Raw genomic sequence first — 16,571 nt, forward strand, 5'->3', positions numbered from 1 at the left:
ATAAGAATATCCTGAAAATGTCATTAGCAATACTTTACGTAAATTCGAAAGACAGCGACGCCAAGTACGTGAAAGAGGCAGTGAAGTCGGCAGTCAGCTTTAGAGAACATCTGCCAGATGCGAGGTACTACCTCTACACAAATTTCGAAGGGGATGAACCAGGTCTAGCCGTTTTTGATGAGGTTGTTCAACGAGATTTCATTGTTCCAGATCAATTTAAAAACCGTGTGCATCTGAACGGGCAAATGTTTGTCAAGCATGCAGCGATGCTCGACCTGGAGGAGGACAATGTGCTCTACCTCGGTGCCGACACATATGCCTTGAAAGATGATGTTGCTGAACTTGAACGGGTTCTTGAGCGATTTGATATCGCAGCCGCGCACGCTCCGGTAAGAATCAATACGGAAATCGGCAACAGCTCAATTCCCGAAGTTCCCAAAGCCTTTCCTGAACTGAACTGCGACTTAATTCTCTACAGAAACAGTCCGGATGTGAGGTCGTTTATTGAGAAATGGAAGTCTGCTTATTTTGAAGACATGTTTTCTCACCCGCACGATCAAGGGACATTTCGCTATTTGTTATATCTTTCAAATCTGCGGCTCTGTGTTCTTCCCGCTGAATATAATTATCGCGGACATGCGTTCCGTGAGGATACCGTGATTCTCCAAAATCGGTACGCTCTTCAGCAATACATCGCATCGAATGGCCGTCCCGGAAAACCGTTTTTACGTCGCCTTCTCGATCCAATCAAAAATTCATTGTTTGCGCAGCCTTGACACTTGCCCAATCCCGATCACGAAAACATCAGCGCTCGACAAATGAAGATTTATTACTGGAACATTCGTCCTAATTTTGGTGATCTGATCAACCCTTGGCTTTGGCCAAAGGTTTTCCCGGATTTTCGTTTTGAAACACTACCGAAGACAAAGAAGGGCGTTGTGGATGCGGGAGACGCCGCCACATTGTTAGTCGGTATTGGGACGCTTCTCAACGACCGGTTCCCGAAGTCCGGGCGGTCTATCGTGATTGGATCCGGAGTGGGGTATGGATCCGCACCCAAGATAAGTGAGCCGAGTAGAATCTACTGTGTTCGTGGACCGAAGTCAGCTGAAGCGTTGTCGCTTCCAGCGTCGATGGGGATCATTGATCCAGGAATTCTACTCCGTGAATACTACTCGAAAGCTGACTCAAGGTCGCACGAGTTTAGCTTCATGCCTCAGATTTCAAGTGTTGCCAAAGAACAGGGTTGCTGGAGACGAATTTGCGAGGATCTTGGCTTTGGGTATATCGATCCGCGCGACCCGGTTGAGAAATCCGCGAAGGCAATTGCGGAAACAGGAACGCTGCTTACAGAGTCAATGCATGGCGCCATTGTTGCCGAAGCACTTGGTGTTCCTTGGGTTCCCATCGTTACAAGACGAGAGATACTTGCCTTCAAATGGCACGACTGGTGCGAGTCTGTGGATGTCGAATATCAACCCGCTTTCGTGTCATCCATTACGCAGCCGGTGTCACCGACGTTTCGACAGAAGCTGAAATTGAGTGTTTCGCTACCGTTGGCCAAGCGGCAGCTTCAACACGCGTCAAAGCGGGAGCCGTCCCAAGCTCGCGATGGCGTGATCGACAGTCGCATCAGTCAACTCAAAGATGTGTTTGCCGAGGTGGCAAAGTGCGAGAGTGTTCAGTGCTAACGATGGCTCGAGCGAACCGTCGCGAATCATTCTTCCTTTCTAGAGATTTGCTTTGAAACGAATTGCGTCGGCTCGAACAAGATACAGTCCGGCAACACTTGCGGTGAGATCGTGCATCATAGGCTGAGGAGCTACTTTCGAAGCACTCTCAAATGGTTCGCCTCGCGAAGCGTTGTAGAAGATCTACTGCGAGAGCGCGTTGAGGCCGTCTGCACGCGAACTGCATCGCCCCCTCCCGAATTCTCACCGTCGTTCGTAAGAACTGCGATGGCATCCGATGGTAGCGGTGAATCGCCAGTTTTCGTTTCGTCAAGATACAGGTCCGGGTCAACATTGCTCTGGCGGTGCTTTCGTGAGAATGCAAACTTTACAGCGTACTACGAACCGCTGAATCCGAGACGCTGGTTTGATCGGAGCCACCGAGGTAGTCGCGTGGACGCGACTCATCGTCAGGTGGCAGAGTATTGGTGTGAATATTGCCATTTAGAAGAGACGGCTGTGCCCTGGCAAGATCGATGGTGCTCCAGTGACTTATATTTGCCACCAGGTATCCCAGCGTTGTCACTTCTAGACTATGTCAATTTACTGATCTCAACGTCACCAAAGAGGCCGATTCTGCAGTTCAATCGGATTGACTTTAGGCTGCACTGGCTTCGCCGAAGATTTCCTGATGCGTTCCTTGTGCATCTGTTTCGGAACCCGCGAGATCAATGGATTTCGACATTCCTAAAGGGCTCGCCAGTTGGCAAGCAGGCTCGCGTTGCGGATTTCCAGGAGCATGACGAGTTCTACCTATTACCTTGGCTGAGGGATTTGCGACGATATTTTGATGTGCTCGAGGAAGTTGACCAGATGCACCCCTACGAAGCATCGTACTTGCTCTGGCGGCTGTCAGGGGCATACGCTCAGGCATTCTGCGATCACCACATTTCCTACGAGCATTTCGTGAATCACCCAAAGCAATCGTTGGGCGACCTCGGGAGGAAGTTGGGTGTTAATGACTTGGACTCAGCCGAGTCAATCGCTTCGATCGACGCACGAAGCGTCAATCGTTGGCGCAGCTACGATGACGGCGTTTGGTTCCGCGAACGCGAGGCGTTTGTGGACAAATTGCTGGAAAACTGCATGGAACTCCCCCCGCTTGTCTCCGATTTCGCCAGGGAAGTCACTGCAGGTTACGCCGCAACCGACACTCGCGCACCGATCGCCGCCGAGCGCTCCACGCAATGAAGCGTTTTGCTGGCGAAGCTCAATTTTAATTTTGATGAACACCGAGCTTGCATCCAGTTTTTCCACCGACGGACGCGACGTGCTTTCAGCGCAACACGACATGTCATTTCCGCGGACCCTGCTGTTGAGTGAAGTGTTTCCGCCACAGCACGGTGGCAGTGGGAAGTGGTTTTGGGAAATCTACTCCCGGCTGCCCGAAAACCGCTGCGTGATGGCCGTTGGTAACTCGCACGGTGCCGACCAGCGGGACAGTGAGTATCCGCAAGGCATCGAGCGAATGGACTTGCAGATGGGCTACCGAGGTGTCGCAAATATCTCCAGCCTGAAAGCGTACGCCCGGCAAATTCGTGCTGTCGGTCGACTCGTCAAAAGACACGGGATCGACGCGATCCATGCAGCACGCCCCCTTTCGGAAGGCTTGGTGGCGATGGCTGTTAGTCGACTCCGGCGAATCCCTTACCTTTGCTATGTCCACGGTGAAGACGTCAACGTCGCGACATCGAGCCGAGAATTGCGTGCGGTGACCTCCCAGGTACTTGGACGCGCCGCCCGCTTAGTCGCAAATTCTTCCTTCACCCGACAGCTTCTGATAGACGATTGGGGCATCTCGTTCGACCGAATCGCCCTGATACATCCCGGTGTCGATACGTCGCGGTTCAGTGACGCGGCGATCAGCGGAACGCCGCCCGCTCCTCGCGACGGTACGCTGAGGCTGTTGACGGTCGGACGATTGCAAAAGCGCAAAGGACAGGACACCGTGATCAGGGCAATCCCAAAATTGCTGAAGACATTTCCCAGTCTTTCCTACACGATCGTCGGCGGCGGAGACGAGCGGTCGCCACTGGAACGACTTGCTCATGGCTTGGGGGTCAGCAAGTTTGTTCGATTTGTCGGCGAAACCACCGACGATGAATTGCTGGACCTTTACCGCGAATGCGATGTTTTCGTGCTCGCCAACCGAACAATCGGCAAGGATGTCGAAGGGTTTGGCATCGTGTTGCTGGAAGCCCAAGCTGCCGGAAAACCGGTCGTCGCTGGTGCCAGTGGTGGAACGCGAGAGACGATGCTTCCCGGTGAAACGGGCTTCTGTGTGCCGTGCGAAACACCCGACGCCTTGATCGGCGTGTTGACCGACCAACTTTGCACCGCCGACGATCGTAGGCGGATTGGCGAACGGGCGCGTTCGCATGTGCGATCGAGGTTTGACTTCACAACCTTATCGTGCCAAGCGGAGCAGTGCTTTCGCGATCTGACCGCAAAGGCAACGTCCTCTCGTGGCTGAAAACACTATGACGATGCGAGACATTGGAGCCTGCCCCGCCCCGGTTTTCGTCACCGGGACACAGCGTTCGGGCACGACGCTTCTGCACCATGTACTGGACTCATCCAGTGTATTGTGGAGCCGAAACGAGATGTACGAGGTGCATCCGCTGGTATTTGGTAAGAACACGCACCAAGGAGAGCAAAACCGAACGCTGGTTTCCCAACTTGAAAAGTTCTTGCGGCTTGATCTGTCAGACATAGGCAGCGACAACTGTGGTACTGAGGGTGCTAGGATCCTGGAGGAGGCAATGTGTCGTGGGACCCGTCGCCGCGGGAAAAAGCGATGGTGCATAAAAGATCCTCGTCTCTCGCATTTCCTGGATGCCTGTTCCACTGCATTTCCAGACGCTCATTTCATAATAATTATCCGAGACCCCAGGGCGGTGTGCCGCAGCTACCTCAGCAAGAAGGGATTCACAGTGGGGCGTCCAGCCAACTGGATTGCCGCTGCGGAACGATGGGAAGGAGAGGTGCGAATGCAATTGCAGTTTTTATACCGAAACCAGGGGCGTGCTACACTCGTAATCTACGAGGAACTGCTGCAGGACTTCGAGTCGCAATTGCGTCGTGTTTGCGATGCAATTGGGATTCAGCTGGAGCCGCAGATGCTGAACTATTTTCAGCGTGACACGGAGATCAATATCCACGAAGGAAACAAAAATATCTTCAAGCCCCCAGATCTCGAACTGGCCAACAAATGGCGTTCGGAACTGTCGGAGAAGCAGATTCGCACAGTGGAGTCGGTTACCGCCAGGACGATGGAAACTTTGGGATTCGAAAGATTGTTTGAGTGGCGTGAGCTTCACCAAGCCCAGAAGTGGCTCTCCCGAATCCACGACCGAGTGATGCGTGAACTGCGGTGGCAGCGTCACAAATTGCAACAGCCCCGCAAAGAAAAAGGCGTTGCATGATGCGTACTGTGCGTTACGGGACGGGTGGCTTCTCCGGCAGCAGTGGAACGCCGGGGCGCAACCTCAAGGCCACAGCGAGATCTTGTAAAGTGAACGTGTCGATGAATTCGCGGGCCGTCGGTAGAAAGTTGCAGTGATCGCACTCATTTTCGTATTCAGTTTGTTGGCCGCGGTATGCGCCGTTTCAATCACAAAACCACATGTGGGAATCATTGGTTTCTATGGGTTTGTCTTACTGGATCCGACTTGGAATTGGCGCTGGGCGCTCCCCGAAGGCTTTCAGTACCAGAAGTTCATCTTCGCTTCAATCATTATCGGATTTTTCCTGAGCGGATTCCGAACCCAGCAGCTGAGCAACCTCTCTAAGCACGGAATTCTTGCTGGAACGCTGTTTTATTTGGCGTGTCGGCTATCGGCAGCATCGAGCATCGCCCCCGAAGCAACGGAGTTCTTTATGGGGGTAATCTGGAAAGAGTTGCTAGTGCTGCTGCTGGCCATATTAGTGCTCGATTCTCCGGGGAAGCTTAAGGCGTTGCTGGTCGTTGTGGTACTCGCCCAAGGGTATAACGCACTCCAGATCAATTTGGAGTACTTTCAAACAGCCTTCTCTCGCTACGCCTACCGGCCTTGGGGTTCTTCGGGAGCGGACAACAATGGCTACTCAATTATCACAACCCCAGTGTTGCTAATATCAATTTCGTTGGGATTGTTTGAAAGGCGAATATGGACGCGGTGCCTGTTCTTGGGCATTGGGTTGCTACAGGCTCACCAGATCATGCTGATGCAATCACGAGGGTGTATGCTGGCCTCGGTGCTTGCCATCGCGATTTGCATCTTCTATATGCCTCGAAGGAATGGTAACGTGAAGTGGGCTGCCGTCGCAGTGTTTTTGGGGGCGATGCTTGCCGGGCCGTCGGTTGTCGAGGAGTTTTCCTCATCCTTCGCGGAAGGAGACCAAAGGGATAGCTCGGCAGACTCTCGCCTGCACCTGTGGAGGGCAGGTTGGAAGATAACGATGGACCATCCAGTTTCTGGCGTTGGCCCCAATGCGGCGCGAGTCCTCGTCCCGCTGCCGCAGTACTATGAGGGTGGATTAAACCAGCCCAGCAAAGCACTTCACAATCTATTCTTTGACGTCTCAACGGGGGTCGGGCTCCCCGGGTTTTTCTGCTATTTCTTTCTGTTCTGCGGACCTCTGTGGTACAGCTATAAAACGTACGAAAAACGAAACGCGGAAGACGACCTTGGCCCCGTCCGGCTCGCAACCTTCACCGGCATCATCGCCTACTTGGTCGCCAGTATGTTTTCGAGCGGGATATTATTTGAATCGTGCTATATCCTGATCGCATCGGGGTATTGCGTGACCAACATTGATTTAACGTCTGCAAAATCTCATGGAAATCCACTGTAGCATAGTTTAGGCCATCGTGAGCTGTAAACCGCCAGTGTATCAACATGCCCGCTAGCAGCACATCCGGACTTCAGTTCAACACGTCTTCGCATTTTGAGAAAGCAGGTATTCTGGTCAAACGCTGTATTTGGGGGCATTCGTTAGTTGGCGATACCGTCATTAAGCATCGAATCGCCCACGCGACCAAGCATGAAAACCAGTGACCAAACTCCTCCTTGCTCGGTTTGCATAAAGGCTGTCAAGACGCCCAAGCCGCAGCATTTTGCAGCCGATTCCACAGTAGCAGGCTGCAGAAGTAGGGCAGCTCAATTGATTATCCCAGGGGCGGTCACTCCGATAATGCGCCCGCCCGGACTCCAAGCTTCAACTTTGTAATATGCCTTAGCAACAAATCCGTCCGCAGTGCTTCCAGCAGCAATCATTGTCACTAAGGACCGCCGGAACAATTAGTGTCGCGGGTTTTCGCTGGATGGGGTAGACTTTCCGCGTCTCAATCCACCAGCGAGGGTGCCAAGGATGGCGTTTGTATTCGAAAATCAGCTTGACGATCTGGCTGCCAAGCGAGCAGTCGATTTTTATTCAACCTTGTCCGAAAAGGATCGCCGTCGGTTCGCGGCTGTCGAGGCACAGCGTCTCGGGCGAGGAGGTGTACCGTACATCAGTCAATTACTGGGCTGCTCGACTCGCACCATCGAACGAGGTATCGCTGAGCTCGATCAACTCTCCAATGATCCGGCGAAAGGTAGGATACGGCGGCCAGGTGCTGGACGAAAAAAAAGATCGAAACCGATCCCGACCTCGAAGACAATCTGAACGAACTATTGAGCGTTCGTGTTGGAGGCGATCCTGATGAGCCCGACGTGGTTTACACAAACCTGGCCTCCACTGAAATGGCTGAGAAGGCGGCCGAGGCCGGCACCCCTGTGAGCGACAAGACGGTCTCCGCTTGGCTGAATAGCTTGAAGATCGGTTTTCGAAAAATGATCAAAACTATTTCCGGTGGCTTGTCAGCGGATCGCGAGCAGCAGTTTGATCTCATCGCAGGACATGTGGAGAGCTATCAGGCTGCCGGCAATCCGGTCTTTTCGATCGACACAAAAAGCAAAGAATTCCTGGGCCGTCTTTACCGGGCCGGTCGCATTCGCACCACAGAGCCCATTGAAGCGTTCGACCACGACTTTCCGAGTTGGGCTGATGGCGTTGTGATTCCTCACGGAATCTACGACATCGGACGAAATGCTGGGCACGTCAACATTGGACTCTCTCACGAGACGAGTCGCTTCGCGACCGATAGCCTCAAATGGTACTGGAACCGGATAGGGAAACGTTGTTATCCGGATACCAATTCCATTTTGCTATTGTGCGATTGCGGCGGTAGCAACTCAGCTTCAAAATACATCTTCAAGCACTACCTTCAAAAGTTGGTCGACACGATCGGCATCGAAATTCGGGTAGCCCACTATCCAAGCTACTGTTCAAAATACAATCCGATTGAACGCCGTTTTTTTCCGCATCTTGGACGTGCTTGCTCCGGGATGCTTTTCGATAAGTTGGAAACAGTTGTCAAGTTGATGCGGAACACATCGACTCGGACCGGCCTTCGCACTACGGTCAACGTCTTGCGAGGGTTGTACGAGACGGGTGAGAACGCGACCGCAACAATGAAAGCAGCTCTGCGTACAGTTTTTGACGAACAAATACCGAGATGGAACTATCGATTCTCGCCAATTAACCGACACTAATTGTTCCGGCGGTCCTAAGTTTCGGGCTTGGTGGTGTCCCCTGCCTAAAGCGTTCTCGTTAGTTGTATATATGCCGATCATTGGGTGTTCGGCCAATCTCCGTTCGGAAACCTCGCGACACGTTCATCTATATCCCACCCCAGTAGCCGCATTGTCCACGCAGACGTATGAAGCATAGTCGTCGCGGGATTGGTTTGTTGTGTGGCTCTCCTCTTTCGTCAGTAAATTATCGCAATAGCAAGCAAATGGTGAAGCAATCGCACATCGAAGAGTATTTGCGGGAACCCATATTTATCTTCCAGATGGGGAAGGTAGGCTCATCTTCGCTGCGGTCAACACTGGCCGCCAACCATCGTGGTCTTGTTGTGCACGCGCACAAGTACGCAATGCTCACAAAGAAACAAAAATGGCTGCTTCGTTGGCGGATGCGTCTCAAGCTCCCAGTAAAGGTTATTTGCCCTGTGCGGGACCCATTGAGCAGGAACATCTCGTCCTTCTTTCAGAATTTCAAACGAGACACTGGTGTAGACTTCGGCGAACGAAATTGGTCGAACCAAGAACTGCTTGAGCTATTCCTTCGGTTCTACAATCATGCAGATTGCCTTGATTGGTTTGACAGACACCTGAGGACAACCTTCGGCGTTGATGTCTTGTCAGTTCCGTTTCCTATCCAGGAGAAATGGGGTGTCTATCGGCAAGGTGCAGTTGATTTACTTGTGTACCGATCTGACTTAGGGCACGCCAAGCAACTTGAGATTGTTTCTCAGTTTACTAAAAAAGACATCCGCAAATGGAATTACAACAACATTTCCGCAGGCAAGGACTATGGCGATATATACAAGAAATTCGTGGCGTCGGTGAAGCTCCCGAGAGTCTACACCTCAATTGTTTGCGGATCAGCATTTTGCAGGACGTTTTGGAGCGATACCGAGATCGATGCAATGAAAAAAAGGTACGGTGCGTAGCCGCCATTGCTCATCGAGTTATTGGAGAATTCACCCGTCATTACTCGTATGTTGCAGAGGCCTCCATGGCTTGTCTCGGTTCGATGCCGGGTGATCGCAACGGAGGTGCGGCTGCGCACTCTGGGTAACGGAGATTCCCCGGTTTTGTCAACTTCGTTTTCCTGGCACCCTGAGGCAAATAATCACTGATGAAAGAGTCGGCCAAAGAAACTGTTCTGGTCACGGAGTGGTATTGTCCAGCAAATGATACGCGTAGGATCGAACTCCAGCGGGCACTGCTGGAGAACCTATCGTGCTGCAGTTTTGCGAAAGTAATTCTATTTGCTGAGACACGTGACGGAATTCCTGATGAGGCAAAACGTAATCCGAAGCTAGTGATCATCAACTCTGAAACGCGGCCGAGTTTCCAAGAGATTTTCGCATATGCCAACCGGCAATTGCGGGAGACGCAGGTCGTCGTTGCAAACAACGATATTTCGTTCAGGAACTCAGGTGCCCTGGACGTTGACACTGGGACCTTCGCAGTGTTTAGCCGGCACGAGTTGATTGGATCTGAAATAACGTGGAGCCCTGATGCATGCGCCGACTCCCAGGATGCGTGGCTCTTTCAGACCCCTTGCCGGGTAAAGGGAGCTACGTTTTTCATGGGCAGGATTGGCTGCGACAATCGCCTAGCTTGGCTTGCCAGGATGTCAGGGTATCACGTTCGCAACGATGGCAGGTCCACTGTGACCATCCACTACCACGAGAGTCAGCACAGGGGGCCAGAGCGAGCAAACCACGTTCCGTCACCGTATCTCACAATTAGCGAGGAGGGGGAGGCTATTGAGTTTCTTCACCCCCGCAGTCCGGCAAGCGACCTCTTGCGGTCATTAACATGCAATTTTCATTCCGCGGTGTTCACAATTCGCTTCATCATCGCCCGCGTCGTTCGCATGCTAGCCGCTCGGAGATATTCTTGATGAACCAACTCGCTGGAGTTAGGCTAATACTAAACACGAGACTGACGCCTCCACCGCCTGAGCGCAAAGTCGAGCGAGGACTTGTAGTAGAGAGCTTGGTCAATTGCGAGTGTTTTAATCGAGCCACTCTTTGCGGCAATCGTACAGCTGAGCTCATTTTCAAGCCCGTATCGCTGCAAAAAGGTGGGCGAGAAAGGGCGGCCACGGTCACTGTCAGCTAACCCATAAATGTTTTCACCATGATTCATCACCCACGCAGCAGCAAAAAATGGGAACGGTTGTAGTCGCCGACCATGCTGCCTAAGTAAACGCGGAATCGTGTGATCGCCAAATCCTCGTTCAAGGAATTGCTCGGGAATCGCTGCACGCAACTCCTCGATTCCTGGCCGTTCGCTGCACTCAGAAATCCCTGGCATTAGGTCGCAGAAACTGTAGTATGGAGCGCAGTATGTGGATCCACAATAATCAAGCAGTCCACGCCTTTGTTTGTACGTCTTTCGTTGCCAGTTGACAAAGTGGCCTTGGTCGACATAGAAGCCGTCGCAGTTCCTGTTCTCTGCGACAAATTCTGTAACCCGGCCACTTACCCAATCGTCCGCATCGACAACGTATACAAATTCCGGATCAATTTCGCGGCATGCCCTGATGGCATGTGACAGCTTCAGGCCTTTGTCAATGCTCTTGTGGCTGTAGGCTTTTTGCTGCCCTTCGCTTGGCTTTGGCGGAGGCCAGGGCACAGGAAGGAACTTCAGTCGGTTATCCACGATTCCTAGGTGCGGAACTTCGTTGCAAACCACAACTAGCCTCAGCCCGTCCAGTTTGCACGAGAGGACAGAAAGGGCAGTAAGCCTGAGCATCGTCAGGGTAGACTGGTAGTCTGATGTTGTTAGCGGATGACGTAAGGAAGTTATGAAAGTTATCATGGTAATTAGTGAAGGGTGTTGTGGCTCAATATTGCCTGGGGCGGGACAGGGGCTGGTTTGCAATTTGGGGCACGAGCGGCCTCGGTTGGGCGTCCGGTTCGCCGGTCGCATGTTGCCCACGGCTTTCAGTTGCAGTCTTTAGGCACGCCGCGCGTGTTACCGCAGTTACGTCGCGAAAACTTCGTGTCGTTATTCTGGACCTTGGGTTTCATCCCATTCAGAACGCGAACCCAAATCGTTCGTTGTCATTCGCATACATATCAGCGACTTCTTGGGCTGTTGAAGTATTGTAGTAGTGCCGGTACCTGGCTTTTCGCGTGCTCTTCTCGGAGTGAATCGTCATGATCTCATCGACTCCGAGGATGTCCCTAAGTTGACTGCAGTCCTTCACCAGCGTTTCGAAACGCCCGATAAAGTCGATTGGTTCGTCAATTATGTTTCCATAAACTTGTTTAGCTGCATGCCTTGGGGAGACGATTGACGACCGTTCATAGAATCTGTGGTCAAACTCCACGACGGGGTCCGGGCCGAATCGTGTTTTGTATCCGCCGAAGTCTAGGCTTCGGCCGAACGGTGGAATACGCCCTCGATCATAGCGAACACCGAAATAATCTGGAAACTTTAAGGCAGACACCATTCGGTCCCATGGATTTCGTACGAACGTGAACTTGAAGTACGATTCCCAGAAATCACTATAAAGCTGTCTTGCTTGCGACGCCAAGAGATGCTTGGTTGCGGGGTCAATCTCCCACCAATCCGATCCGCAAAGCCATTTTTCGATTGAAGTTCCGGCGACTCGGGGGATGTGGATAAAAATACATTGGTACTTGTGAGAAATCATCTTTGCTGTTGGCCCAGACTGTCATGGAGATGTCCGATTTCAAGCTGCAGGCGTACACTTTGCTGCGCAAATGTGTCAATACTAGACTGAACTCGAACGCTCTGCCAGCGGCTTGCGCTTGTCAGGCGGAAGGGGGGGCTTTTGCAGCAGGTCAAGGATCGGAGGGATGGGAGGCTTCGTTGGAGTGCAGGGCCAAGTTCGGCGGCGGTTTTGCGAAAGTCTCTTCGAGCATCCGCGTGCGATTGGTCTCTCTGTTCCGTTGGAGTCCGTCCCGCCGAATGGCGGTTCCTTGCCTCCCCCCCCACCCTTTCTTTTGAAAGGGGCACGCTAAGCTGGGGCAGGTGAAGGCACCAAGCGGTAAGTGGGGATTTCGCTTAGCGGCATCCATGTTCGCATTTGGCTAACCGCTGACGAAAGCTGAGCAGGCCGCAAAGCGACGCAGAAAATCAATATTTGCTGCGTTTGCCGGCGCCTAAGCACGTCAGCACGAGTTATTCGGCATAACTTTCAAGTGATGGCATGTAGGTTACCTCACCGATTTCGCATAGCTTCGTCGTCAGCGTTTGTAACAAGGTTTTGAATCGTTCCCAGGCCGTGGCGGGCATTTGTTGATACTTTAGTTGCCTCCATAGTCGCTCGATCGAATTCAGTTCGGGACTATACGGCGGAAGATGATAAACCAGCAGCCCACGCTCTGCCCAGCGTTCGATCGATGCTTCAAAAGCTCCGCTGGTGTGGCAAGATGCATTGTCGAGGATGACCACCGTTGTTTGGTCAATCGTCTCACAAAAATCATCCATGATTTCAATGACCGTTTGCGTGTTGACGTACCCTTTGTGAAGATAGGTATGGGTGGTTCCATCTTGATGCTCAAAGCCAAGTGCCTGAACCGTCGCCCCATGGGCGCCGGTGACTGGCACATCGGTCCGTTCGCCGATGGGAAGCCATCCGTATGGCACCACGCCCTTAAGCGAAAATCCCGCTTCGTCAAAGTATACGACATCCAGTTCAGGTTCATTGAGCAACTCGGCGAGTTCCTCTTGAGCCAACCGGAAAGCCTTTTCGTCTCGTTTTTTCCGCAGGCTGCGCCGAAACCGCTTCCAGCTCAAATTGAATCGTCGGGCGTAACGACGCAGCGAATGTCGGCTGATCGATTTGCCGGTCCGTGTTCGCAAACGCGACAGGACTGTGGCAGGCCGGGAGGGAAATTGCCGCAACAAATCTTTGAGGATTTGCTCTTCCTGTTCATTGAGCTTCTTCGGTCCGCCTGGTCGCTTTTCGTCCAGCAGGGCGTCTGGTCCGTCTTGTTCAAAGTGTTTGATCCAAGCTCGCACGCTGTCTCTACTGACACTAAGAATATCGACGATCTGCTCAATTTCGTATTGAGCATCGCTCAGAAGAATCGCGTGTGCCCGTATTCGTGTGTAATGGTTTGGATGCTGTTTCCAAAGCTCAATCAGACGGTCACGTTGCTGCTGGTTCGTGATTTTCGCGAAAACGGTTGCAGGTCTTGCCATGGTAAGTCTCCCGTGATTGTCGGGAGGCACCGACCTTGCCAGGCCCGTCCGACGACCGGACAATTAGCTAGCAAAAGAACGAACCGCGCCCATCGTGACAAACCTGCAAAAGCCTTGCCAATTTCCATGAACTACACATGCTCACGTGCTTAAGCGGTTGTTTGGTGGTTTTGGATCCGCATTGAGCCGGAAAAGCAAAGGGCGGTTACGCCGTGCCAACTGTATGTATCGCGTGTCTGCCGGGCTGTTTTGTCGAGGGTGCCGTCGTGAGTGCTCTCGCATGCTGCAATTGCGAAGAGGGTGTCAAAGTCAATGGCGTCCGTGAATGTTGTCTTAACTGCACGGCAAGGTGAGTCTCTGGCGTAAACGTATTGGTGGCGGGTCGCTAGTCGATCGAGCGGATTATTGGCTATGCACCGAGAGTTCAGGCGTCTGGCCGAGATGCCATTGCAGCCAGTGATCAAAGGTAGAATTGTCTTTCGAATCAGCGTTGTTTCATTGCAATTCGCTCCTGATTGATCGATTTGAAACCTAACGTTATCCTACAGAAGAAGGTGCTTAAGATTTTATGAAGTATTACAGCCAATTTGGGGAAGACTATCTGCTCAGGCGGGTTTTTAAGGAAAAGTCAAAAGGGTTTTATATAGATGTCGGAGCTCACGATGGGATCAATTTGAGCAACACCTATCTTTTCGAGAATCTTGGATGGTCGGGGCTTTGCGTCGAAGCGAATCCCGCAATCTTCGAACTCTGCCGAAAAGCTAGGCCAAATGCGACTTGTGTAAACGCTGCGTGCATGGGGTCAGCAAACAGGAATTCTATTGAACTGTATACTGACCCATCGGGATTCTACTCAGGAACCGATTCAGCAAGCACAAGAGAGTCGGCAGAAGCAGCGTTTCGGGCAAGAGGGGAGCCTTCCCCTCGGATTAGCTCAATTACGGTACCGGCTACGACCTTGGACAAAATTCTGGAGCAAGCCTTCCCGGGCAGGGTAGAGGTTGATTTCTTGTCAGTTGACGTAGAAGGTGCGGAATTGGAGGTGTTGAAAGGGTTCGATATTGGTCGATACCGCCCTCGCCTGATGGTGCTGGAAGCGAATAGCAAAGAAGAGGACCAGATGCTTGATGAGTATGCTGTTTCACGCCATGGGTACACGAAAGCAAGGAGGATGTATGTCAATAATTTTTATGTGCGAGACCCCGAGGATGTTGCATTAGTTGCCAATACTTGGGTGAAATGTCGTCTTGCCAGGATGGAGGATGAGCTAGGTGAGTTGGTCAAGCTCGGCCACGTAGATTCTGTTGGCTGGAGTCGCCCGGCGGAGTTAAAGGGTTGGCCATTTGTCAAGGAGTGGATTAGGAAAGAGTTGCAGTTTTTGATTGAACGGCCTTGATCGGCGATTGCATGTTAATGTAGCTCGGTTTTATGGTGTCTTGCTTCAGATGGATTTGGAGTCGATCGTCGGTTGTTCTTATTTTGTTTTCTGGAGGAGGGGCTCAAGGCCACACGATCTCGACGAAGTTTCACTACTCAAGAAATGCTCACCGCAGTCCGTCGCCATTTGGTCGGCAGGATGCCGGTTTCCGGCCTTTGTGGCGGACTTGGGGGGGGGCAGCCGACTCAGATTTACCAGTGGAAGGAAATGCTCTACGGAAATGGCGTGTGCGCTTTTGCCAAGCCCGGGCGGAAGGCCAGGCGTGATGACGCAAACGAAATAAGAATCAAAGCCCTGGATTCCAAGATTCAGCTCAATATTGAAGTCGTCGGCGAACTTCTTTGGGAGCACGTTCAGCTAAAAAAGGGCTTGGGGAGCCTTAACAGGAGCATGGGCTTCAGCGACACCCCGTCGTTCGCTATGCCTACGGTTGGACTGGACGCGCCGAGGCTCCTGTGAAGCAGATCGTTCTATCGATCTGGTTTAAAGCAAACTCTACGATTGGAAAAAATGCTATGGAAAAATCAGCGAGCGCAACGGAAGTCGTCCACAAGGTTTCTGGATGAAAGATTGGGGGAAGCAAGCGATTCTGGACTTTCATCAGGCCAATCCGCTGGAGGGTTACCGCCGCCAGACGTTCATGATGCTCGATGGGAATTTCTTTGCGCTGAGCCTGTCGAGTGTCTACTGCGTGCTGCGGGAAGTTGGCGAGATGGGGCGTTTGAATAGCAAGAAGTCAAAGAAGCGTGCGGGCTTCGGCCAGCCTTCGGCAGGTCACGATCATTGGCGCGTGGATGTCAGTTACTTGAAAGTCTACCGCACGCTGTACTTAATGTGCAGCGTACTCGGCGGTTGCTCGCGTAGCATTGTCCACTGGGAGATGCGTGAGAAAATGGAAGGGACGAATGTTGAAGTGGTCCTTCAGCGAGTACGGGAAAAGTGCCCCGATGCAAAGCCTCGAATGAATACCGACAACGGCCCACAATTTTTCTCGTGTGACTTCAAGGAATTTATTCGGATCGCAGGGATGACAAGTGTCAAAACATCACCCCACCTATCTGCAAAGCAACGGAAGGTCGAACTTATCACCGTACGATCAAATGCGACTCCATCCGGGCAAAGCAGATCGGATCTGTCGAGGATGCGCGTCGCGTTGTGAGCGACTGCGTCAAGCACGGCAATGAAGTCAGGCATCACAGCGCCATTAGCTATGTGAAGCCACAAACCAACTTGGCTGGTGCGGAAAGTGAAGTGTTCACCTCAGGCGATAAAGAGCTCGAAGCTGCACGCGAGAGGCGTCGCTTGCGTCGCCATCAACAGACAGCTTGATTGCGATCTAAGCAACAACTCGATAGCATGCAGTTTCTTGGACGGAGAATAGAGCGCTGGTAAGGAGTAGTTCGAGAGCCGCGCCAAGTGAAGCGTCGAAGGCTGGCAGTGTCGCTGGATACTGCCCTCTTCCTTCGTTGTTTCTAATAAACGAAAAACCCTCCACACCACATTCGTGGAGGCGCTGTCCAGGATGGCACTTTCAGGTGCTTTCTCAGACGCACTGTCAGCCAGCGTTTATTCCGCTTTTTGGAACAGCAAGAATCACGGCGAATGTAGTTTACGTTG

General features: G+C 52.2%; 14 protein-coding genes. 11 read left to right on the forward strand and 3 right to left on the reverse strand.

Annotated features, from left to right (window positions below; genetic code table 11):
• The first annotated feature begins 17 nt into the window (after positions 1 to 17).
• From Enr13x_RS14660 to Enr13x_RS14700, 8 genes are all read left to right on the forward strand, one after another.
• Positions 18 to 776 carry a hypothetical protein gene (locus Enr13x_RS14660; RefSeq protein WP_145387174.1) on the forward strand — a complete coding sequence of 253 codons (759 nt, stop codon included), beginning with the start codon at positions 18 to 20 and terminating at the stop codon, positions 774 to 776.
• A 42-nt stretch (positions 777 to 818) separates the two neighbouring features.
• Positions 819 to 1,691, forward strand: coding sequence for a glycosyltransferase family protein (locus Enr13x_RS14665; RefSeq protein WP_145387176.1), 873 nt, complete (start codon positions 819 to 821; stop codon positions 1,689 to 1,691).
• 267 nt (positions 1,692 to 1,958) lie between these two features.
• On the forward strand, positions 1,959 to 2,921 hold the full coding sequence (locus tag Enr13x_RS14670; RefSeq protein ID WP_145387179.1) for a sulfotransferase: 963 nt from the start codon (positions 1,959 to 1,961) through the stop codon (positions 2,919 to 2,921).
• Positions 2,922 to 2,955: 34 nt separating this feature from the next.
• Complete coding sequence (locus Enr13x_RS14675; RefSeq protein WP_197456035.1) at positions 2,956 to 4,203, forward strand: glycosyltransferase family 4 protein; 1,248 nt, start codon at positions 2,956 to 2,958, stop codon at positions 4,201 to 4,203.
• A complete protein-coding gene (locus Enr13x_RS14680; RefSeq protein WP_145387185.1) occupies positions 4,196 to 5,155 on the forward strand; it encodes a sulfotransferase family protein in 960 nt (319 codons plus the stop codon). The genes Enr13x_RS14675 and Enr13x_RS14680 overlap by 8 nt, the downstream gene beginning before the upstream one ends.
• A gap of 133 nt (positions 5,156 to 5,288) precedes the next feature.
• Positions 5,289 to 6,566, forward strand: a complete 1,278-nt coding sequence (locus Enr13x_RS14685) for an O-antigen ligase family protein (RefSeq protein WP_145387187.1) — start codon at positions 5,289 to 5,291, stop codon at positions 6,564 to 6,566.
• 821 nt (positions 6,567 to 7,387) lie between these two features.
• Positions 7,388 to 8,308, forward strand: a complete 921-nt coding sequence (locus tag Enr13x_RS14695; protein ID WP_231743739.1) for an ISAzo13 family transposase — start codon at positions 7,388 to 7,390, stop codon at positions 8,306 to 8,308.
• A 245-nt stretch (positions 8,309 to 8,553) separates the two neighbouring features.
• Positions 8,554 to 9,273 carry a putative capsular polysaccharide synthesis family protein gene (locus tag Enr13x_RS14700; protein ID WP_197456037.1) on the forward strand — a complete coding sequence of 240 codons (720 nt, stop codon included), beginning with the start codon at positions 8,554 to 8,556 and terminating at the stop codon, positions 9,271 to 9,273.
• A gap of 991 nt (positions 9,274 to 10,264) precedes the next feature.
• Here Enr13x_RS14700 and Enr13x_RS14705 read toward each other — a convergent pair.
• From Enr13x_RS14705 to Enr13x_RS14715, 3 genes are all read right to left on the reverse strand, one after another.
• Positions 10,265 to 10,999, reverse strand: coding sequence for a hypothetical protein (locus Enr13x_RS14705; protein WP_145387193.1), 735 nt, complete (start codon positions 10,997 to 10,999; stop codon positions 10,265 to 10,267).
• A 376-nt stretch (positions 11,000 to 11,375) separates the two neighbouring features.
• Positions 11,376 to 11,999 carry a sulfotransferase family 2 domain-containing protein gene (locus Enr13x_RS39775; RefSeq protein ID WP_145387196.1) on the reverse strand — a complete coding sequence of 208 codons (624 nt, stop codon included), beginning with the start codon at positions 11,997 to 11,999 and terminating at the stop codon, positions 11,376 to 11,378.
• A gap of 491 nt (positions 12,000 to 12,490) precedes the next feature.
• Positions 12,491 to 13,516: an IS630 family transposase gene (locus Enr13x_RS14715; RefSeq protein WP_145387199.1), complete on the reverse strand. Its 1,026-nt coding sequence runs from the start codon at positions 13,514 to 13,516 to the stop codon at positions 12,491 to 12,493.
• Positions 13,517 to 14,084: 568 nt separating this feature from the next.
• Here Enr13x_RS14715 and Enr13x_RS14720 point away from each other — a divergent pair.
• The 3 genes from Enr13x_RS14720 (at position 14,085) to Enr13x_RS14730 (ending at position 16,113) form a co-directional block, all read left to right on the forward strand.
• Positions 14,085 to 14,912, forward strand: coding sequence for an FkbM family methyltransferase (locus Enr13x_RS14720; RefSeq protein ID WP_145387202.1), 828 nt, complete (start codon positions 14,085 to 14,087; stop codon positions 14,910 to 14,912).
• A gap of 144 nt (positions 14,913 to 15,056) precedes the next feature.
• Positions 15,057 to 15,413: a transposase gene (locus tag Enr13x_RS14725; RefSeq protein WP_145387204.1), complete on the forward strand. Its 357-nt coding sequence runs from the start codon at positions 15,057 to 15,059 to the stop codon at positions 15,411 to 15,413.
• Between the two features lie 103 nt (positions 15,414 to 15,516).
• Positions 15,517 to 16,113 carry a DDE-type integrase/transposase/recombinase gene (locus Enr13x_RS14730; protein WP_145387207.1) on the forward strand — a complete coding sequence of 199 codons (597 nt, stop codon included), beginning with the start codon at positions 15,517 to 15,519 and terminating at the stop codon, positions 16,111 to 16,113.
• Positions 16,114 to 16,571 lie beyond the last annotated feature (458 nt).

Source organism: Stieleria neptunia (genome assembly GCF_007754155.1).
In the GTDB taxonomy this organism is placed as follows: Bacteria; Planctomycetota; Planctomycetia; order Pirellulales; family Pirellulaceae; genus Stieleria; species Stieleria neptunia.